Here is a 20,959-nt window from a genome sequence, read left to right as displayed (position 1 = left end):
GGATGTCTCCCCTCGAGGGGAGTGTCCACTCATTGTAAGTAATTAATTTCAAGTGCCAAATAAGATTCTCCCATATAATCCAAAGCTTAAAAAACTTGCCAGAAAACTGAGCAAAAACATGACATATGGCGAAATATTATTGTGGCAAGAAATCCGAGAAGAAAAGTTGGGGTTCCAATTTCACAGACAAGTTCCGATCAAAAATTACATCGTAGATTTCTTTTGCCATGAGCTTTTTTTAGCAATTGAAATTGATGGCTCATACCACGATCACCCGGAAGTATCTGTTTCTGATTTTACCAGGCAACAGGAAATTGAAAAACTTGGAGTTAACTTTCTTAGATTCAATGAATCAGAAGTCAGAAAAAATCTTTCAGATGCAGTAGAAGATATTCACAATTGGATCATATTAAATCACAATCAAAATTCTTAACACCCCTCCCCACATGCCGAAAGCTTTCGGCCTGCGGTACTCCCCTCGAGGGGAGAAACTTTTAAAATGCCTAAATCCAATAACAAATCACTCTCAATTAATAAAGGTTCTGATGTGAACGACTCCGTCAATCCAAATTATCGGGCTAAGAAACTTTCAAAAAGATCATTAAAAGAGTACGTGGAAGGAGTAAAAAATGGCGACCGAACCATTTTATCCCAGGCCATTACCTTAATTGAAAGTTCCAAAAATGAGTACAGAGAGTTTGGTCAGCAGATTCTTGAAGAGTGCTTGCCTGAAACCGGCAATTCAATCCGAATTGGGGTAACCGGTGTGCCGGGTGTTGGAAAGAGCACATTCATTGAAGCCCTGGGGCAGTACATTATTCAAAACAATCACAAACTTGCCGTGTTAACCATCGATCCCAGCAGCAGCCGTTCAAAAGGAAGTATTTTGGGCGATAAGACACGAATGCAGAAACTATCCACAGACGATCGAGCTTTTATCCGTCCATCCCCAACTTCAGGCACATTGGGGGGAGTTGCTCAAAAAACACGGGAAACCATGCTGCTGTGTGAAGCGGCCGGTTACGACATCATCTTTATTGAAACCGTTGGTGTGGGACAATCTGAAACCACCGTTCATTCCATGGTCGACTTTTTCCTTCTTCTGATGCTGGCCGGGGCCGGGGATGAACTACAGGGAATCAAGCGTGGAATCATGGAGATGGCTGATCTGATTGCCATCAACAAAGCTGAAGGAGATAATATCAAAGCTTCAAAACGTGCAAAAAGAGAATATGAAAATGCACTATCCTTATTCCCTCCTTCACCTTCAGGCTGGAAACCGAAGGTATTGACCTGTTCTGCACTGCAGACAATAGGAATAGAAGAAATTTGGAGTGAAGTTCAGCAATATCTGTCATTAACATCCAAAAACGGCTTTTTTGAAAAACGCCGCAAAGAACAGGCTGCATACTGGATGTACGAAACCATTAACCGGGAGTTGAAGCAGAAATTTTATTCTGATCCCGTTGTTAAAGAGAAGCTGACAAAGTTTGAAAAGGACGTTCAGACAGGAAAAATCAGCTCTTTTAAAGCCGCAAAAGATCTTCTTGAATTATTTGATCGGTAAGTTAAAATACTTGATTTCAATATAAATACTCTGGATTTGGAAAACCGAGAAGTGAGGTCGTCCAAAAAGGCGTATTTGAAATATGAATGCTTTAATTATTTACTTTTCTCTTCGTACGAGACTTCGGAAGGGCCCGGCCCCTTCTTACGAAGGAGGGGAGAGACTTTCTACAAATTCTTATCTCGACTCACAATAGCTTAAAATATCAATTCATTTCGAGATCAGCTTTTTCTGAGCTGAATCCCATACTATCCCCTTTGTCTTCACCCAGAGATGTCTCCATCTCGGCACGCAGTTTTTGAATGGACAACCCACTCGTTAGTGCTCCATTTTTTGCGATCGAAATACGTCCGGTCTCTTCCGAAACCACCACCACAAACACGTTGTTCGTTTCACTTACACCCACAGCTGCCCGGTGACGGGTTCCGAATACAGATGAAATATTGGGATTCTGAGAAATTGGCAGATAGCAGCTTGCGGCCACAATCCGGTTATTTCGAATGACAACCGCACCATCATGAAGAGGTGTATCTTTCTGAAATATGGTTTGCAAAAGCTGTGCATTTACTCGTGCGTCCAGTTTCACACCCACATCAACAAGATCCTGCAGAGAAGAACTTCGTGCAAAAACGATCAGGGCTCCGGTTTTAACCTGGGCCATATTCTTCACGGCATCAATAACCTCCTCGATAACGGTATCCGCCCCCGACCGTCCGATAAACCGGTCAAACGTAGTATTTTGTCCAAGGCTGTAAAGCAGCTTGCGGATCTCGGGCTGAAAGATGATAAAAACAGCCAATACACCTACATCCAGAATACTCTTCAGCATGAAGTTAAGCGTTGTGAAGCCCAGCAGGCTCACGGCACCGTTCAAAATGATTACAAACAGCAGTCCCAAGGCAGCCTGTATCGCAAATGTACCCCGAATCCATCTATACAAATAGAACAGCACCAGTGCAATCACCAGTGTCTCCATCAGGTCTTTAAGACCAAACTCTAAAAATCCTATCGGTATCACGATTATCTATTTTGAGGTTTATCTGCTATCTGCCTTCAGCTGATACTATAGCGTTAAATACTTGAATTGAGTCGGTGGCTTCCTGCACATCATGCACTCTTAAAATTTTAGCACCTTGCAGTAAACTATGGTAGTGTATAGCAAGTGTTCCCGCCAGTCTGCCGTCTGCAGGCCTGTCTTCTAAAATTTTTCCGATCATCGATTTACGGGAAGCCCCCATCAACACAGGGTAGCCAAATTTAGTGAATTTATGAAGTCCGGAAATGATTTTCAGATTATGCTGAAGCGTTTTCCCAAACCCAATACCCGGATCAACTATTACACTCTCTACGCCTTTACTTTCCAAAATTTCAATTTGTCGGCCCAGAAAATCGATGATATCTGAAATCACATCCCGGTACTCCGGACTGTTCTGCATGGTTTTGGGATCACCCTGCGAATGCATTAACACATAACCTGCATTAAACTCTGAACTCAACTCCGCAAATCGAGGCTCTTTCTGCAGCCCGCTCACATCGTTGATAATATGTGCTCCCATTTCAAGTGCCGGCCGGGCAACATCATATTTTGTTGTATCGACCGAAAAAAATGTGTTCGGAAATCTCTCAATGGCAATTCCCAGCACAGGCAACACTCTCGAAGCCTCTTCATCCACTGAGACAGGGTCAGAGCCCGGCCGGGTTGATTCCCCTCCAATATCGATGATCTCAGCCCCCTCTTGGATCATCTCTTCTACCCGATGGAGCGCGGCTTCCTTTTGATTGTACTCACCTCCGTCTGAAAATGAGTCCGGGGTTACATTCAGAATTCCCATCACTTTAGGAGTGCTTAAATCAAGCTCTTTATTCCTGATTTTTAAAATGTGATGGGATTCTGCAGTTTTACTCAATGGAACAGATGGTCTTTAAGAAAGTTTTAGAGAGCGGTTACGGGTGTCTTGGATTTAATTAATCCCAATCTTCCTGTAAAAACTCGAGCTTATTCTCTTTTTCAGCCCACTCATCTGCGTCCGGAAGTGCATCATTGGTCTCATTAATAATGCGATCTTCCCATTTTTCGGCCAGCCGTTCATTCAGTTCAATATAGTGTTCCCACTCTTCAGGTACTTCATCATCGGGATAGATTGCCTCAACCGGACATTCGGACACGCAAGCATCGCAATCGATGCACTCAAGCGGATCAATGGTCAGAAAGTTGGGGCCTTCACGGAAAGCATCAACGGGACATACCGCTGCGCAATTCGTGTATTTACAGTTTACACAAGGTTCTGTTACTACGTATGCCATTTATCTGTCTAGGTATTGTTTGGGATTTTTACACAATGATCAATTGCGTATGGTATTTTATATTCGGCTTAGATGCAATTCAAAAAATGAAAATCACGCATTTAAATCTTTTAAAAGCAATTATTGACCTACTCTTTCAAAAACTTTTTAACCGCATCCAGGCTTCCATCGTTCTCTGCTGGTTCTATTTGCAACAGATGTGAAATCAGCTCATAAATATTTACGGACTCAACAGGGCCTTCAACTTCGTTCACTTTAAAGGCCGGGCCTTTCGCTGCAAAAAAGGTATGCATTTCAGGCGCCATGTTATCAAAACCGTGCATTCCGGGAACCACGCCCCTGTCTTCAAAATTTTCACGGGTTGTAATCGAATAGCTTATATCCGCTATCATGATAATTTCAGGAATTCGATAGTGGTTGCTGAAGTGAAAACGCTCCGGCATTTCATCTTTGAGGTAAACTCTGTAATTCTCCTCGTTTTCCTTCAATGCATTATAAATCTCATCTGTTTTACCCGCATTTGGGCGAATCATCGCTACCGGCGACCAGTCCACCATATCAACATCATCCAGATTGATGATCTCATCAAGGAAAATCACTTTCTCTTCTGATTGCTCGGCCATTCCATGATCCGATACCAGTATCATATTCAGCTCCTCAGACAAACCAACTTCATCCATTTTTTCCATAAAATAGCCCAGCAGCGTATCCATCTCCTTTACGGCTTCATCCACTTCAGGTGAATCAGGACCGTATCTGTGTCCCTGGCTATCTACAAAGCTGAAATAGAGTGTACCGAAATCTGCCTGAACCTCACCTTCAGGATTAAACCAAGCGGCAATACTGTCGATCCGGGTGCTGTCGGGTATTGAACCGTCGTAGTCCACCCACTTGGTGGACTGCATACCATCAAACGTGGCTTCCGATCCCGGCCAGAAAAAATTGACCGATGTTTTTCCCTGTTTTTCAGCGGTTACCCAAATGGGCTCTCCTCCCCACCATCGCTCATCGTGCTGTCCATCAGGAGCTCCGTAGCTGAATCGGTTTTCCAGATTATAGTCATAAAAACTGTTTGAGATAATTCCGTGATTTTCCACATAGAGTCCCGTAGCCAGTGACCAGTGATTTGGAAACGTTTTGGTTGGGAACACCGGAATCATATACTCTGCCTGAACACCCTCAGATAAAAAACGATCGAAGTTTGGTGTTTCATTGCGTTCGATGTACTTATTCATCATACCGTCTACAGAAATCAGCAGGACAGGGGACTGTCCGGTATCTGTGCGATCTGAACCGGAATTTACACAGCCATTCAGGCTGAGCAGTAAAAAGAGTGACGTAAGCAGATATAAAAATTTCTTCTGTAGCATATTGAATTATGGATTGATTGTTATTCCTCTAAGATATGAATTAATGAATCAAGACTCCCATCGTTTGGTGACGGTTCTAGATTTAACAGGTGAGCCATCAATTCATAGAGGTGAATATTTTGAAAACCCTTTGTTCGCTCTCCCTCTTTGAATGACGGGCCGTTTGCCAGGAAAAAGCTTCGCATCTCCGGATGTTCATTATCAAAGCCGTGAGCTCCACCTGAAACGCCGTTTGCTGCCAGCCGCTCTGATGTTGTTATACTATAGCCAAGATCGGCAATCAGAATGATTTCCGGTACCCGATGGTGATTTTTCAAGTGATACCTTTCAGGTAAATCCTCTTTCTTGAACACGGTGTAGTTCTCTTCACCGGATTTTAGCTGCCCATAAATTTCTTCCGTATCAACCTCTTCTTTCGCGTTGATCATCGCTACCGGATTCCAGTCTATCACATCCACTCTTTCTAAATCGATGATCTGATCCAGCAAAATGACACGTTCGTTGGATATTTCAGCCATACCGTGATCAGACACTACGATCATATTTAGTCTGTCTCTTTGGCCGATCCGCTTAAGTTCTTCCATCAAATATCCCAGCTGTTCATCTACTTCCTGAACTGCCACAGCAACGGAATCTGATTCAGGGCCATACCGGTGACCATAGGTATCCACTTTGCTAAAATAGAGTGTCATAAAACCGGGTGATTGCTCTTGAGGCAAAGTCATCCAGTGAATCACAGAATCGACCCTGGCATCGTAGGGTAGTTCTTGATTAAATGGTGCCCAAAATGTTGGGTAACCTCCGCCAATGGGTGCTTCAGATCCCGGCCAGAACATTGGCGCGCTTTTTACTCCCTGTTTTTCAGCGGTCACCCAGATCGGCTCACCTTCATACCAGCGAGCATCCTGAACCGCGTCTCTGTTACCCAAACTGTAGGAATCATCAATATTTTCATCAACCATGTTATTGGCGATCAGGCCGCTGTTTTCAGCATAGAGCCCCGTTGCAATTGAGTAGTGGTTCGGAAAAGTCTTAGTCGGAAAAATTGGGATCATGTAGTCTGCAAGAACTCCGGATTCAGCCAGCCGGTCGATATTCGGGGTTTCATATTTCTCAACATAATCGGGATGTAATCCATCAATAGAGATTAGCAGGAGCTTATGGGTTTGAAAGTTATCATCAGGCTTGCAGGCCTGAAATAAAAACCCAAATAGAAGAGCACTGAGTAATAGAGTTTTAGTGACTAAACGTATCATATTTTCCTTAAGAATTTATTGCCATAAAAAAAGGGAGCGCCACAAATGACACTCCCTTCAAAAAATACTATTTATTTCTCAACGATTTAGAAGTCAATCGCAAAGCCTGCATTAAATCTTCTTGGCAGACCTAAGAAAACTTCAGCTGCATCAGCAGAATGTGGATTTACGATATCACCATTTACTCTGTATGAGTTAAACCGACTGTTATCGGTTGAATCCTGTACATAAACCTCATCAAAGAGATTAAATACATTCACAAACAGACGAGTGCCCTGGAAGATATTATCCAATCGGTAGTTCAGGTGCATGTCAAACACACTGTAGTTAGGTGCTTTCCATGTCTGAGCACGATCGTTTGGATCTTGTCTGTCCAGAGGGTTGAAGTCTGAATAGTGACGCATGAATGTTTTTCCAATCAACTGAACTTCCAGTTCAGCAGTAGGTTGTACGCTCAGTGTATACGCATACTGTGTCTGAGGCGCATTTCCTACTCTCAGGTCATCAATGAATAGATCAAGTTCCTGGTATTGGCCTTGAGAAACATCTTCAAGATATCTGGCACTTACGTCGTCAGTATATTTCCACAGATTGTGAGATGTCGAAAAATCGAGTCTCAGCCTTTGTGAAAACTGGTAAGATGTTTCCAGCTCAATTCCATAATGCTGTTGTCCAACACCCGAAATGTTGATAATACCTTCTGTACCATCCTGTTGAGTTATACCCTGAGTGAATGTTCTATCCTGTCTGTCAGTGAAATAGAAGTTGGCATTCATTCCAAACTTGCCGGCGTTATCAAAAATGTGAACACCCGCTTCGTAGAAGTAAAACTTCTCGTTTACAGGATCTTCGTTGATCGCACCTGAACGGTCATCAATTACATCATCAAAGATGGGTACTTTAGAGATGAAACCTACGTTCGCAAAAGCTTCGAAGTTTCTGCTGAATGAGTAGAGAGCACCCGCTTTAAGCTGTCCGCCATTAATCCAGTCAGATTCTCTGAATAGATACTGGTTTGTGTTTTCCGGATCTCGTGTGAAGTAGTTATCGTGCTTATAACGGATTGTAGTATATCCGGCTGTAGCATACGCGCTGAAATCATCGGTTTGGTATTCACCCTGAATATAACCGCCTAACCAGTCTACCGTGTTGGTAAAGTTGTAGTCTACCATATCACCCAATCCAACTCTGCGATTTGGACTGAAATCGTCACCGCTGTCTACATAGAAGTTTCCGCCAAGAAGATCGCGAACTTCACGATAGTGCTCAATTTCAGCCGTTCTCCAATCCACACCAATTTGTAGTTGAAGTTGATCCAGATCTGCAGTCAGTTTTGCAATATTACCCACTGTCCACTGATTGTTTCGGCTATTTCTTAAAATACCGTCTGATTCGCCACCTGGATTTGAGCTGTTCTGCGCAATAGTAGCGTCCCAGTTTGCAATTCGTTGCGGATGACTATAATCCCAAACGATACTTCCCAATGTACCGGAACCACCACCTTGTCCACCGGAGTAGTAGAGTACATTAGAGAAAGAGAGAATATCTGAAAACTGGCTGTACCAGTTCAGGTTAACCTGAGGTTTGTGATAGAAGTTTTCTCTTTCCATGATAAAGGATCTGTCATATCTGCTTTTTACAACAGGGCCTTCCCACGCTGCACCGGTATATTGATTGCCTGTATATGAACTGGAAACTCCATTGATGTTCGCATTATAGTATCTGCTTTTTTGATAGAAAACATCCAGAGCAGCATTATCATACCCGTCAAGACTTCTGGCAAAACTTTCACTGTAAGTACCAATATTTTGAGCATATAAGTTTTGTCCGTGACGCTGTGGAGCACCCAGTGCAAATAAATCCAGACGGTTTTTGTCATTAATCTGGTAAGAAGCACCGAAATAGTATGCGTAAGAGTCAGTCCAGGTTCCATTCACAATACCATCACCGGTTTTTCGAACACCAACTGCGCTGAATGCAAATTTATCATTGATTAAGCCGGTATTTAGCATTGCTGTGGTTTTTTTGAAACCACCGGAACCAATTTCCTGCTTAAACCGACCGCCTTTTTCGTTGCTGGCAGGATCAGTCAAGATGTTCAATGTACCACCAACTGAAGGGGTCGCGAGGTTTACATTACTCATTCCACGCTGAATCTGAATAGAGTTTGCAACGTCGCCTACTCCATCCCAGTTAGACCAGTAAACCCAGCCATTTTCCATATCGTTTACAGGTACTCCGTTGATCATTACTGCAACGTTTCTCTGATCAAAACCGCGTACATTAATACGGGCATCACCTGCACCACCTCCTTGTTCTGTTGCATAAACTGAAGGAGTTACGTTAAGTACCATTGGGAGGTCGCGTGAGCCCAACTGAGTTTCTACCTGTTCTCTGTCGAGTTCAGTAAAGGCCACCGGTGTATTCTGATCTGAACGGGAAGCGAAAACTGAGAGAGCCTCCAGACCAACATTCAGCAGCTCCATTTCAAAATTGATTTCCATATTGCCGGAACCAACTGTGATATCTCTCGTAATTTCTCTATGTCCCACCAATGTAGCTTTGATAGTATAACTACCGGATTCTACATTTGAGATTTCATAGTACCCTTCAATGTTTGTTGAAGCCCCTTTCATTGTACCATCCAGTACAACGTTTGCTCCGAATAGTGGCTCACCGTCGTTTGTATCAGTCACGTAACCACTAATGGTTACCTGAGCTAGAGCAGTTTGCCCTAAACCTATGAAAACAAACATTAAGCTCGTTAGCATTAGCTTAAAGTAATTTTGATTCATAATAATATTATATGATTGTTTTTTTTATTTAATGGATTTCTATCGGGTCCAAATTAGGCATTCAATGTTAACCAATTATTACGAAAAATTACATTAATGAGTAATGTTATAACCTTACGAACTGTGTTGGTTCATTTTCGAAAAACAGATAACGATTCCATGAGGTACAACCTTTACAAATAAAAAAGGGAGGACAAAATGCCCTCCCTTTTTTGATAATAATATTTACAGTCTGTTTAGAAGTTGTATCTAACCGTAAACTGCATTTGCCATCTTGAACCGAAGTCGCTGACGTTATACTTCGTATCGTCTTCTACGTTCGCAGGATCAAAGAATACAACCGGCTTATCTAAATCTGCGTTAGTCAGACCTAAACCCGGGTTATCGTTAATGAAGTCCTGATCGACGTATTGTTGAAAATCAAACGCACGATAGTTGTTGAAGCTAACTCCTTCACGCACTCCCCACTCGTCGTTGAGGAAGTTAAGAACGTTGATCATACTTGCACTAAACTCAACGGACTGACCATTAAAGGTCTCAACCATTTGACTTACTTTGAAGTCAAGGAAGTTAGTCCAAGGCTCACGCGCTGTATTTCTTTCAACTTGAGTTCCTCGATAGTCGCTCAATGAGCTTTCGCTGGATAGCCATTCGTCAAACTCATTCCAGTTGTTACTCATCAGTACAACTTCGCCTTCAGCGGCAGGAACGTAGATCAGGTCATTATCAAATCGACCATCACCGTTTGCATCACCGTTGTAGATCCAACTGTAAGGAGTACCGGATCGTCCATCGTATATCAACGAGAAGGTTGTTGCAAAACGGTCTGCCCATGAAACTCTGTAAGAAGCAATACCAAGAATACGATGTCTTCTCTCAAAGTCGGCAGTACCAACTTCAGGATCATTTACATCAACATTCTCATTGTACTGCCAGTTAGAAATAGCCCGGCTTGAAGTACCGTTATTCACATTCTTCGCTCTGTTGTATGTATAGGCGAATCTTGTAAATAATCCGTTCTCAAATCTTTTTTCCAGTTCGGCAGTGATGCTGTACTGATATCCTTTATTGCTGTTTTTCAGAAGCAGCGAATTAGTGAAGTTAGGATCTATTCTGGAAGGATTACCTGATGCATTACCAAATCTGGAGTTAAAGAAAATATCTCCATAAATCGGGCGTCCGTAAGCAGATGTTCCCTGCTGGGCTATGTTGATATTTTCAAAAACTACATCATTAATTGCTTTTGAAAAAACACCTTCCAACGTTCCGCGTATGCCATATGGCAACTCTTGGTCAATAGCCAAATTAGCTTTGAATGATTGCGGATATTTGAAATCGTCTGCAATCAGGTTGATTTCAGATGTTTCAATTGGGTCAAGTACGTTACTGGTAGCCGGAGTTGGCTGATTATCAGGATCAGGTGAAAACAGCCCCTGGAATCTACTAAAGTTAGTTCCGGTATCGACACGTCCATAATCTACACCTGTATTACTGTACTGGTTCGAGATCCATACAAAAGGAGGTGTACCTGAAAAAATACCGGCACCACCGCGAATCTGCGTAGTTCTCTCTCCCTGACTGGCATCCCAATTAAATCCAAACCTTGGCGCCCACAGAATATTTCCTGATGCAACTTTATCTGTGGAGAATCCCGGATACGACACAGGAACCTGAGGGTTGAACGTTGGTTCATCCGGCAATACGGGAATATCAATTCTCAAGCCGTATGTCAGTGTTAAGCTATTGGATACTGTCCATTTATCCTGTGCATACAAGCCAAATTGCATTCCGGTAAAGTTTGCAGTAGGGCTCCCACCCGGCAATAAATAGCTGTGAAGATATTCCACCGGGTCACCGTTTTCAAGATCATCGATATCAAAAAATGTATACGTACCGAATGCATCCTGAACAAATGTATTGTCGAATGTAAAGATCTGGTTGCTGGTACCAAATGTCAGTTCGTGATCTCCGGAGATATACGTAAAGTTATTGGTAATCTCGATAAGGTCCTGATCTAGTGCATTTGCCTGAGAGAATCGCTCAACTCCTGCGTTGATGGCACCGAAGTTTCCTGGACTTACTGAGGCATCGTCGTAAGGAATACTAACAGTTACACTTGGAAATCGCTGAGAAGGCACATCTCTTGAGTCGCGAATTGTAGTATAAACCACACGAGCTTCGTTAAAAGCATTATCGCTAATACTGCTTGTCAGTTCTGCAACAACAGAGTTTTGCTTACTGTTGAAGTTATACTGACGATTCGAGAATGTAAACGAGCTAGAACCCCTGCTGATTCCTCTATTTGCAATGGCATCAACATAGTTGTAGCGGAAACTCAATTTGTGATCCTGATTAATATTCCAGTCCAGCTTCGCCAGAACTTTATCATTGTTTGTATCAGTATCCAAAGGCGATGTAAACTCACCCGGATCGTAATTATATGTATTAATCAGTACATCTTTAACTTCTTGAAATGTAGATGACTCAAAACCAATTACGTTTGGCGCTCCACTGCCTAAGATACCACTTGTGATAGGACTTGTTTCACGCTTGAATTCAGCATTCACGAAGAAAAAGAGCTTGTCTTCAATGATCGGACCACCAACATTCAAACCGATGTAACGCTCGGTAAAGTCAGGGAAATCATTCGAGGTCTCATCGTCGATGGTGTAGTTCCCTACCAGATTTTGGTTTCTCGTCTGGAAATAAACAGATCCTGTATAAGTATTTGTACCGCTCTTTGTAACAGCGTTTATCTGACCACCGGTAAAACCGTTGTTGGTTACGTCAAATGGCGCAATATCCACGTTGAATTCAGCGATTGCGTCGATACTAAGAGGTGAACCAACACCTGCCTGAGAACCCGGAGTAGCATCTCCAAGACCAAACACGTCGTTGAGGGTTGCACCGTCAACAAGAATATTGTTGTAACGGTCATTCGCGCCTCCGAAACTGTTACCGCTGGTAACCTGAGGGGTCAGACGGGTAAAGTCTCCAAGAGAACGGAATACACTTGGTGTGGCAGCAATATCTTCACTGCTGATATTAGTTCTGGCGCCGGTTCTGTCGGAGTTGAAAACCGGATCGGCAACTGCCGTTACTGAGATTTCTCCCAGTTCCAATGAACCTTCTTCCAGTTCAAAGTCTAAGTTTACACGTTCACCAAGCTCAATTCCGCTAATCTCCTTGATCTGAGAATTAAATCCGATGAATGTAACGCGCACTTCGTAAGGGCCGCCAACACGTAAACTTCTGAGTGTGTAACGTCCGTCAGCACGAGTTGACGTACCATATTCTGTTCCGGTTGGCATATGCACAGCAACCACATTGGCTCCCGGCAACGGCTCGCCCGTCACATCTGTAATTGTTCCTTCAATCGATCCGGTTGTGGTACCCTGTGCGAACACAGAAATTGGCAGCACAAGCAGAGCGACGAGTAATAGTAAATATCGTTTCATAAGTTGCAATATGTTTGCGTTAGTTATTGATTTGTTGTAGTTATTCCGAATTTAACAGTCCAATATTAACCGACTATTAATTTCAAAAAAAGGTAAAGATTTTTCATCGGGATTAGAACCATTTTCACAATATTATAACATAATAAACAGCCCCTTCATCCCGACATTTTTAAAAGCTTTTGCTAAACTCAACTACCGCACTCTTTAAGGCATAATGAACTTTTTATAGAAATTTACCAGCGTGTTTTGTTTCAGCCCAAAATAGTACCCCAACCATATCAAAGTAAACAGTATTTGAAGCTTTACCGTCCCGATTTCTTTATACTTTCTCGCAGAAGTAATCACATTCTGTTCGGACAAATAAAATTTTCCGTGCAAATGCAGTCTCCGGTAAATCTCCTGGTCTTCCATTACAATCAGATCTTCATCGAATCCACCCGTTTGCTCAAATATCTCTTTTCTGACAAACAGACTTTGATCCCCAAACCGAACAGCAGTGGTTTTTAATCGTGTAAACCGGCTGTAGAAATTTAACAGCGGGTGATTCCAATCGAACTGCAGTCGAAAACATCCAAAATCATACCCGCCGTTTACAGCGTCTTCAATCTCACGATCAAAATGTTTTGGGGGCTTTGTGTCGGCATGTAAAAAGTAGAGAATCTCTCCATTTGCAATCTCTGCACCGGCATTCATCTGCTTTGCCCGTCCTCTTTCTGAATCAACAATTGTAGCGCCGGCAGAACCTGCGACCTCAACGGTGCGATCATCACTGCCGCCGTCTACAACGATGATCTCTTTAACATTCCCGGACTGAAGGGCTTGAAGGTTTCTAATTACATTCCCAATCTGATCTTCTTCGTTCAGGACGGGAATGATTATACTAATTGTATCAACACTCATATAAGTAAATCACTTGCATTCAGATCGCTTTCCGTATCAATGTCATTAAGTTTTTTGAGAACATGATATGTCGCTTTCATATCGTCCAGCGCTTTCACTGTGGATGAGAAAACCGAAGAGGTGCTCCACTCTATGTCATCAAATATTTCGGGCATAAAGCGGCTTAATCCTATCAAATAGTAACCTCCGTCATCCGACGGACCAATAACAGAATCAGCATCAGAAAGTTTTTCAAAAGCTTCATCAATCAGGCTTTGTGATATCTTCGGACAGTCACTCCCAATTAATACAATTCGATGATACCCCTGATCAAAACCGGACCTGAAAGCATGTTTCATCTTCTCTCCCAGGTTACCTTTTATTTGAACCGATTTTTCAAAAATGTCTTCCTCAAAATCATCACTCTCTTCTACATACTTTGAGTAGCTGACGAGCTTATCAGCTTTCACACCTGCAGTTTCCCGGGCCGTGATTTTCAATAGTTGCTGATAAACTTCCAGTGCCTTTTCATCACCGACTGAGGAGGCAAGTCTTGTTTTTACCTCACCTTCAACCGGATTTTTAACAAAAATAATTAATTCATTCTTGTTCATATATTCACTTGTGTTACTATTTTTGCATTGGTTAATTACCTAAATTAACTATTAGAGATATTCATTCATGTGTTGTCCTACAGTATGATTTTGGAACTTTAAGTAACGCCTATTGTTTAAGACTACATACTAGACAACTAACTTACTCCGTCACAATTAAATACATACAAAAATGAAAACGTTGAAATTAACGACACTTTCTTTGGCGTTTGCTCTCTTACTCGGGGCAATTTCCACTTTAGATGCACAATCCAGATATAGTAATACTGAATTAGGTGTAATTTTAGGAGAACCAACCGGAATAAGTTTTAAAGGCTGGCAATCAGAGCGAACCGCCATCGATGCTGCTTTAGCATGGTCTTTTGGCGACAACGGCTCCGTTCACCTTCATGCAGACTACTTGCGCCACAACTGGTTGGATGTAGATAGCGGTAGCCTGGCATTTTATTATGGCATTGGTGCAAGAGCCCTGTTTTCTGATGACTCTAAGTTTGGAGCCCGAATTCCGGTTGGACTACAATATTTGTTCCCGGAAACAAGGCTTTCCATGTTCTTTGAAGTTGCACCAACACTGGATCTCATTCCGGAAACCAGCTTTGGGGTGAATGGCGGTATTGGTGTGAGAATCTTTATTTAATGTGAATTCGACATGTCTTCTACATAAAAAAAACTTATACCGGTTTTTAAGTACAAGATAGCCACGGAAGCACGGAAAGCACTGAATAATATCTGTTTATTCGTGTTTCAGTGGCTATTATATAACCAATTTCGATAAACAAATAATGTTTAAGGACTTATAGCTCAGATTTTATCTCGAACTCACGTTATTTAAGATCTTATAACCTTACTTAAACAAAAAAGGGAGTGGCCTTTTCCCCTCTCCCTTTTTTTATTCAAAATCCAATTAGGATACTTTTGCTTTGCCTTTTTTAAGAGTTGACTCCGGTTTTTTCACCGGTATCCTCACCTCAGCACCTTCCCGGGTTAGACTTATCTTGTCAAAAGGAGCACCAACATACTGCTGAAGACGACGATCTCTGCGCCCTAATTCAGCATCATTCGTATCCGGATCGTGGTGAGTTAGATAGAGATTCTTGACTCCTGTGGGCTTCACAACTTCAATAACACGCTCCCATGCGGAATGCCCCCAGCCCTCCCTCTCTTTATACTGCTGAAGTGTATATTGTGCATCGTGTATAAGAATATCTGCGTCTTTCACGAACTCCTGAAACTTTTCAACAAATCGAATTGGAGTTGTTTTGAGTGGCAATTCATTATCGGAAGCGTAAACAATTACCCGTCCGCCAATTCTTATCTTATAGATTGCTGTTTTAGTAGAATGATTCGCTACAAAATATTCTATGGAGTAGTGACCGTAATCTACGCGCTCTTCTTTTTGAGTAACGTACTCAATGGTAGCGTCGAGCATATCCAATGTTACAGGGAAAAACGTTTTGGTAAGATGACCTGATAATATCTCCTGGGCACCGCCGCGATACTGCTCCGGCAGATGGATTGTAAATTTGTTCTTAGCGGAGTAGAAAGGTTTAAAAAATGGAAATCCCTGAATGTGATCCCAATGCGGGTGCGTGATAAATATGTGCCCCTTACAGCTAATCTCGTCCAGCCGCTCTAAATGATTCCCGAGATTTCTTATTCCCGTACCGCTGTCAAAAATAAGCAGCTCATCCATTCCGGGGGCGGCAATCTCCAGGCAGCTTGTATTTCCGCCATACTCAATATTCTCAAAATTTGCACAAGGTGTTGATCCGCGAACGCCCCAAAAACGAATCCGGACAGACGGTACCAGGAGTTCACTGACCGCATCAAGCATAGTATCTTCATCTTTTACGATTTGACAGCTGTTGAACTGTACAAGGCTTCTGATTCCCTTATCGTCTCGTGTACCCAAATAAACCACAGGTACAAATTTGAGTCCAGGATGCAGTTTTACAGTCTGTTCAAATTGATTGTAGTACTCATCCAGAAATGATTTGTCGATGATCAGTACGTCGGGTTGGCGTCCACCCAAATCCTTATCAGCTTCTGTATCAGTAGCTGAAGAAAAGAGTTCTATCTCGAGCTGATCCAGCCACTCCCGAAGGTTTCCTTCAGCTGTTTTTGCCGCAAGAATTTGAGCGATATTTGTATGTAGATTTTTCAGAGTATAATGGGGGAATCCAATCTTAACTTTACATCAGAGAACGATTTTAAATGTATTGGATATTTTTGAGAGCTGCTATGAGTCTTTTTTAATCTGGTCTACCTCCTTCTCCAGATCTGCAAGCTTATCTTCTTTGCTCTCAAGCTTATTCTCGGCTTTACTGATCTTCTCCTTAACGTCATCCAGCAAACTGCTTGAACCGCCCGAAGGTTTAAAATAACTTAACGACTCCTTCATTTGAAGAACTTCGCCGGTTAGTTTTCCAACTTCTTTTCTAAGCTTGTTAATTTCACTCTGTTTCTTGCGAATATCAGCAATGTCATCAGCTGAAAAGTTTTCTACATTTTCACGGCCAACCACATCAACGGCAGCTTTTGCAGCTCTGAAACGGTCGTAGATAACATCACAGGTTTCGCGATACTCTTTCCATAGACGGTTTTTATGCTTGATTGGCACATAACCCGCTTTTTTAAACTCTTCCTGCAGAGGTTTTGCTTTTTCAACAGCTTCAATCGGATCATCATGCGATTTCAGTTCCGCAAGTTTCTCCAGCACCTCTTCTTTCTCTTTGAGATTATCTTTTCTCTCTTCTTTCACCTCTTTAAAATGATCCCGGCGCCTGTCGTAAAAATGATCCATAGCGCCCTTGAATTTCTTCCAGATCTTACCTGACTTCTTCTTGGGTACCGGGCCAACCTTTTTCCATGTATCCATTAAACCCTGCAGAGCTTTGTGGGTAGCTTCCCAATCTTCAGACTCTTTCAGCTCATTGGCTTTTTCAACAATCTTCAGCTTCTCTTCGTAGTTCTCCTCTTCCTGCTCTTTTAAAACGTCGAGGTTTTCCGACTTTTTATCATTAAAAGCATCTGTTGCCGCCTTGAACCGATCCCACATTTCATTTTCATCCTTTTGCGGGAGGTTGCCAACTTTCTTCCATCGGCGATGCAGTTTATTTACACGGCGTGCTGCATCGGCCAGGTCGTCCGCATCCAGAAGAGCTTCAGCTTCATCAATTAGCTTTTTCTTTTTAGATAAGAATTTTTCAATCTGTTCTCTGTATTTCTTGTCGTATTTAAAACGCATGGAATGAAAAGTATCCTGCGCAGAGTGGTAGCGTGCCCATACTTCACGGTTCTTCTCAGAAGGCACACGTCCTATTTTTCTAAACTGTTTGGTCAACTCATCAAATTTCTTCTCCTGCTCAGGCCAGTCGGCGGTTTCATCCAGCCCGCTCACAAACCCTTCCATTTTCTCGAGAATAACCAGTTTACCCGTTAGGTTATCTTCCTCTTTTTGTTTCTGCTTTACGAGACGATCAACCTTGTGCTCATCAAACGTACTGAGAAGAGATTCAAATTTTGACTCCAGCTTTTCAGCCTCATCCTCGGGCACTGATTTTATCTGCTCCCAGCGTCCCTTAATTCTTCCCACATCTTTGGTATGACTCCATTTCTTCTCATCAACAATCTCCTTCAGCTGGTTCAGTAAGTCTTTCTTCTTCTCCAGATTCTCGAGACGTCTTCTCTGTTTCTCTTCGTAATGAGCTTTCTTTTTCTGCTCAAAATCTTCGCGCAGCTTATCAATTTTATCTTTCAGCGGCTGGATCTCTTCATCCTCAGCATCCGGCCCTTCGCTCCAAGCATTATCAATATTATCAAACTCCATGGATACATATGCCCAATCCGTCATATCCATCAGCTCTTCCGCTTTTTTCTCAAGCTCTTTATAATAACTCAGAGGGTCGTCTTCTTCATCGGAGTCTTTAGTCTCCTCCTCTTCTGCAGGAGCTTCTTCAGCTTTGGCTTCTTCTTTCTCCTCAGCTTCCGGCTCAGCGGTTTCAACAGCAGCTTCCGATTCTTCTTTCGCTTCTACTTCATCAGATTTTTCTTTTGAAGCTTCTGCTTCACTGTCTTGCTCTTCCGCTTCCGTTGGTTTCGCAGCTTCTTTTAACTCCTCTAAACGTTCTTTAGCCGAATTGACCAGTTTTTCAAAATCACCGACGGCTTCTGCCCCTTTGATTTCGTCAATCAATTCACCCAGTTTCTCATCAGCTTTTTCCGGACTCTCTTTTACAGTTTCTTCTGCACTTTCCAGGAAAGTATCTACCTTCTGTTCAAGTCCTGAGAAGATCTTTTCAAAAGCTTCAATCCGGGCTTCAACCGACTCCGGATCAACGGTCGCCAGTGTTCGCTCCTCGAATAGATTTGTCTTTTTCAGTATTACATCTCCTTCGGCATTTACATAGACAAAGTCGTTTTCGAAAAGATGTTGGTCGTCGGCAGGTTGGGTATTCTTAGAATCAGTCAAAACAGATTGGATCTTTAAATTGCAAAATTACGGCCCTAAGCCTTCTTATGTAGCTTCTTAGTTTAAACAAGTTTCATTATGGAAGCAACTTTCAATTGGGTTTTCGGGCCTTACGCCGGTTTATACCCATAAACAATAAAAGCCCCGGGAAAACCGGAGCTTTTACAAAGCGATCGCTTCTGGATATTAAATCAATTTTCCTTAAATAAATGTACATCTCGTTGAGGAAAAGGAAAACTGACGTCATTCGCGTCAAATTGCTCTTTCACTTTCTTGGTAATATCAAAGCGGACAGGCCATACATTTGGAGTATCCACCCATGGGCGCGTTATAATATCAACTGAACTGTCGCCCAGGTTCGAGACAGCGATCTGAGGAGCAGGATCCGAAAGAATCCGATCATCTTCACTCAATACTTTTTTAATGATATCCATCGCCTTATCCATATCGTCGCTGTAATCAATTCCAAAAACCATATCGACACGGCGTTGCTCGAACCGGTTCATGTTTTTAATTTCAGATCCCCATACACTAGAGTTTGGCATGGATACGCCGATGTTGTCAAACGTATGCATTTCTGTAGTAAAGAGCCCGATTGAGTCTACAACACCGGTGGTTCCACCTACTTCTACGGCATCACCTACTTTAAACGGTCGCAAAATGAGCAGCATTACACCGGACGCAACATTACTGAGAGTTCCCTGCAATGCCAGACCTACAGCCAATGCGGAAGCACCGAGAACAGCTATAATACTTGTGGTTTCTACGCCAAACTGGCCAAGTACGGCCAATATTGTAATTACTAAAATTAAAATCTTAGTGATTTGCCCAAGGATTGGAACCAAAGTATTGTCCATGCCTTTGGCGGCTTGACCTTTTTTCATCACTTTCTTTTTAGCCCATCCGGCCAGCCACCAACCGATTAGCAGTATAAACACTGCACCTAAAACGCTTAACCCATGCTCAATAATCATCGGTGTCAGTTCTTCTAATTGTCCATCCAGATTTTCCATATTCTATACTCTATGTTGTTTTATTAAGGTTAGCTTTGTTTTAGAAAAGAGTTCAATTTTACAAACTATAGTCTATCTCTTATATATTCAGAATGTTACATAAAAAAACCGGCTCCGCATGAACAGAGCCGGTTTTTTCTAAAAGTATTTTTATTCGAGGTGACTTCTCAGCATCCAGGCAGTTTTGGAATGCACATCCAATCGCTCAGTAATCAAGTCGATTGTTGCTTCATCACCTGCCTCTTCGCATGCCGGTAATACTTCTCTGGCTGTTCTGAGAACTGTTTCATTGTCAACAGCGAGACGTCTTACCATCTCCATTGCATCGGGCTGATCAGTATCCTCTTCAATAGAAGTGAGTTCGGAAAATTCACGAAACGAACCCGGCGCTCTATAGCCTATTGAACGAATTCTCTCAGCTATTTCATCAATAGCTTCCGCCAGCTCAGTGTACTGCTCTTCAAACATCCCGTGCAGGGAGTGAAACAGCTGTCCGGTCACATTCCAGTGATAGTTATGGGTTTTCAAATAGACCATATAGCTGTCGGCTAACACTCTTGATAAACCTTGAGCGATCTTTTTTCTATGGTCGTCCGAAATTCCAATGTTAATATTCATTTTTTCTGTGCCATTTAGCGTGTTGATATCAGACATAATTGTATATCGAAATTTATTCGAATTTACTTGATTTACTTATAACACAAGTATGAACCGGATATCATTCCGCCAGTAATCGAACTTAAATGCGATCTAAATCGTCAGAAAAAAGGAAAGAATGGATAAGGAAAAAAAGCAGTTACATCAGGCGTCTATTTGATGCACTTCTTTTAGAATAGCTTTTGCATTTTTATCGCTTCCTTGCATAACACGGTGTTGCAAGTTCGTGATAATCTCAGATTCGGCTCTCTCGTAAGCCATCTCTTTTGCTTCTTTTTCCGTACCTGTTCTTAGCAGGTCGTAGATATCATCAGCACGAACGATACTGTAGATATTCTCTTCATTAAAAGCGTGCGAACGCAGCTCTTCATATTTCTGAAAAAGTGCGGGAAATTGATTGTTATCGTCTGCCCGATCCACAACTTCAACATCCTCAGGGCCTTCAGCGCTAAGTGGAGTTTTGCAGAGATAGTAAAATTTTTGCTTATAGATCATCTGATTGTCTGATATCTTTTTATTTTAAACGAATATACAATATTTGTATCAAAATTCTGCCTAAGTATAGCCATAGCTGC

General features: G+C 42.2%; 17 protein-coding genes. 3 read left to right on the top strand and 14 right to left on the bottom strand.

All coding sequences use genetic code 11. The features are described 5' to 3' along the window. Positions 1 to 52: 52 nt before the first annotated feature. A complete protein-coding gene (locus U5K35_RS18690; protein ID WP_322573041.1) occupies positions 53 to 433 on the top strand; it encodes an endonuclease domain-containing protein in 381 nt (126 codons plus the stop codon). A gap of 66 nt (positions 434 to 499) precedes the next feature. Continuing rightward, positions 500 to 1,567, top strand: coding sequence for a methylmalonyl Co-A mutase-associated GTPase MeaB (meaB, locus tag U5K35_RS18685; protein ID WP_322573040.1), 1,068 nt, complete (start codon positions 500 to 502; stop codon positions 1,565 to 1,567). Positions 1,568 to 1,772: 205 nt separating this feature from the next. Here meaB and cdaA read toward each other — a convergent pair whose 3' ends face one another. The 9 genes from cdaA to U5K35_RS18640 form a co-directional block, all read right to left on the bottom strand. Further along, the gene (cdaA, locus tag U5K35_RS18680; RefSeq protein WP_322573039.1) at positions 1,773 to 2,585 is read right to left on the bottom strand and encodes a diadenylate cyclase CdaA; all 813 of its coding nucleotides are present in this window, start codon (positions 2,583 to 2,585) and stop codon (positions 1,773 to 1,775) included. A gap of 25 nt (positions 2,586 to 2,610) precedes the next feature. Beyond that, positions 2,611 to 3,474: a dihydropteroate synthase gene (folP, locus tag U5K35_RS18675; protein WP_322573038.1), complete on the bottom strand. Its 864-nt coding sequence runs from the start codon at positions 3,472 to 3,474 to the stop codon at positions 2,611 to 2,613. 58 nt (positions 3,475 to 3,532) lie between these two features. Further along, positions 3,533 to 3,871, bottom strand: coding sequence for a ferredoxin FdxA (fdxA, locus tag U5K35_RS18670; RefSeq protein WP_322573037.1), 339 nt, complete (start codon positions 3,869 to 3,871; stop codon positions 3,533 to 3,535). Positions 3,872 to 3,999: 128 nt separating this feature from the next. Continuing rightward, complete coding sequence (locus tag U5K35_RS18665) at positions 4,000 to 5,241, bottom strand: alkaline phosphatase family protein (RefSeq protein ID WP_322573036.1); 1,242 nt, start codon at positions 5,239 to 5,241, stop codon at positions 4,000 to 4,002. Between the two features lie 20 nt (positions 5,242 to 5,261). Next, positions 5,262 to 6,497 (bottom strand): ectonucleotide pyrophosphatase/phosphodiesterase, encoded by a 1,236-nt coding sequence (locus U5K35_RS18660; RefSeq protein ID WP_322573035.1) that lies wholly within the window; start codon positions 6,495 to 6,497, stop codon positions 5,262 to 5,264. 86 nt (positions 6,498 to 6,583) lie between these two features. Further along, positions 6,584 to 9,253: a TonB-dependent receptor gene (locus U5K35_RS18655; RefSeq protein ID WP_322573034.1), complete on the bottom strand. Its 2,670-nt coding sequence runs from the start codon at positions 9,251 to 9,253 to the stop codon at positions 6,584 to 6,586. A gap of 275 nt (positions 9,254 to 9,528) precedes the next feature. After that, on the bottom strand, positions 9,529 to 12,750 hold the full coding sequence (locus U5K35_RS18650; RefSeq protein ID WP_322573033.1) for a TonB-dependent receptor: 3,222 nt from the start codon (positions 12,748 to 12,750) through the stop codon (positions 9,529 to 9,531). Positions 12,751 to 12,954: 204 nt separating this feature from the next. Beyond that, complete coding sequence (locus U5K35_RS18645; protein WP_322573032.1) at positions 12,955 to 13,650, bottom strand: TIGR04283 family arsenosugar biosynthesis glycosyltransferase; 696 nt, start codon at positions 13,648 to 13,650, stop codon at positions 12,955 to 12,957. Continuing rightward, complete coding sequence (locus U5K35_RS18640; RefSeq protein ID WP_322573031.1) at positions 13,647 to 14,243, bottom strand: TIGR04282 family arsenosugar biosynthesis glycosyltransferase; 597 nt, start codon at positions 14,241 to 14,243, stop codon at positions 13,647 to 13,649. The genes U5K35_RS18645 and U5K35_RS18640 overlap by 4 nt, the downstream gene beginning before the upstream one ends. A gap of 172 nt (positions 14,244 to 14,415) precedes the next feature. On the opposite strand from U5K35_RS18640, the gene U5K35_RS18635 reads away from it, so the two are divergent. Then, positions 14,416 to 14,880, top strand: coding sequence for a hypothetical protein (locus U5K35_RS18635; RefSeq protein ID WP_322573030.1), 465 nt, complete (start codon positions 14,416 to 14,418; stop codon positions 14,878 to 14,880). Between the two features lie 267 nt (positions 14,881 to 15,147). On the opposite strand, the gene U5K35_RS18630 is transcribed toward U5K35_RS18635, so the two are convergent. The 5 genes from U5K35_RS18630 to U5K35_RS18610 form a co-directional block, all read right to left on the bottom strand. Beyond that, positions 15,148 to 16,275: an MBL fold metallo-hydrolase gene (locus tag U5K35_RS18630; protein WP_322573029.1), complete on the bottom strand. Its 1,128-nt coding sequence runs from the start codon at positions 16,273 to 16,275 to the stop codon at positions 15,148 to 15,150. A 207-nt stretch (positions 16,276 to 16,482) separates the two neighbouring features. Further along, a complete protein-coding gene (locus U5K35_RS18625; protein WP_322573028.1) occupies positions 16,483 to 18,714 on the bottom strand; it encodes a DUF349 domain-containing protein in 2,232 nt (743 codons plus the stop codon). 191 nt (positions 18,715 to 18,905) lie between these two features. Then, complete coding sequence (locus U5K35_RS18620; protein ID WP_322573027.1) at positions 18,906 to 19,727, bottom strand: mechanosensitive ion channel family protein; 822 nt, start codon at positions 19,725 to 19,727, stop codon at positions 18,906 to 18,908. A gap of 150 nt (positions 19,728 to 19,877) precedes the next feature. Beyond that, complete coding sequence (locus tag U5K35_RS18615; RefSeq protein WP_322573026.1) at positions 19,878 to 20,345, bottom strand: Dps family protein; 468 nt, start codon at positions 20,343 to 20,345, stop codon at positions 19,878 to 19,880. Between the two features lie 183 nt (positions 20,346 to 20,528). Continuing rightward, on the bottom strand, positions 20,529 to 20,879 hold the full coding sequence (locus U5K35_RS18610; protein WP_322573025.1) for a hypothetical protein: 351 nt from the start codon (positions 20,877 to 20,879) through the stop codon (positions 20,529 to 20,531). Positions 20,880 to 20,959 lie beyond the last annotated feature (80 nt).

It is taken from the genome of Rhodohalobacter sp. (genome assembly GCF_034521535.1).
Classification (GTDB): Bacteria; Bacteroidota; Rhodothermia; order Balneolales; family Balneolaceae; genus Rhodohalobacter.
The sequence above is the reverse complement of the archived record's forward strand: the minus strand, read 5'-3'. Positions and strand labels throughout refer to the sequence as shown.

Excerpts from the sequence above, each read along its gene's own strand:
- meaB (WP_322573040.1), top strand. The coding sequence starts at position 500 with ATGCCTAAATCCAATAACAAATCACTCTCAATTAATAAAGGTTCTGAT.
- fdxA (WP_322573037.1), bottom strand. The coding sequence starts at position 3,871 with ATGGCATACGTAGTAACAGAACCTTGTGTAAACTGTAAATACACGAAT.
- U5K35_RS18665 (WP_322573036.1), bottom strand. The coding sequence starts at position 5,241 with ATGCTACAGAAGAAATTTTTATATCTGCTTACGTCACTCTTTTTACTG.
- U5K35_RS18660 (WP_322573035.1), bottom strand. The coding sequence starts at position 6,497 with ATGATACGTTTAGTCACTAAAACTCTATTACTCAGTGCTCTTCTATTT.
- U5K35_RS18655 (WP_322573034.1), bottom strand. The coding sequence starts at position 9,253 with ATGTTTGTTTTCATAGGTTTAGGGCAAACTGCTCTAGCTCAGGTAACC.
- U5K35_RS18650 (WP_322573033.1), bottom strand. The coding sequence starts at position 12,750 with ATGAAACGATATTTACTATTACTCGTCGCTCTGCTTGTGCTGCCAATT.
- U5K35_RS18645 (WP_322573032.1), bottom strand. The coding sequence starts at position 13,650 with ATGAGTGTTGATACAATTAGTATAATCATTCCCGTCCTGAACGAAGAA.
- U5K35_RS18640 (WP_322573031.1), bottom strand. The coding sequence starts at position 14,243 with ATGAACAAGAATGAATTAATTATTTTTGTTAAAAATCCGGTTGAAGGT.
- U5K35_RS18635 (WP_322573030.1), top strand. The coding sequence starts at position 14,416 with ATGAAAACGTTGAAATTAACGACACTTTCTTTGGCGTTTGCTCTCTTA.
- U5K35_RS18620 (WP_322573027.1), bottom strand. The coding sequence starts at position 19,727 with ATGGAAAATCTGGATGGACAATTAGAAGAACTGACACCGATGATTATT.
- U5K35_RS18615 (WP_322573026.1), bottom strand. The coding sequence starts at position 20,345 with ATGAATATTAACATTGGAATTTCGGACGACCATAGAAAAAAGATCGCT.
- U5K35_RS18610 (WP_322573025.1), bottom strand. The coding sequence starts at position 20,879 with ATGATCTATAAGCAAAAATTTTACTATCTCTGCAAAACTCCACTTAGC.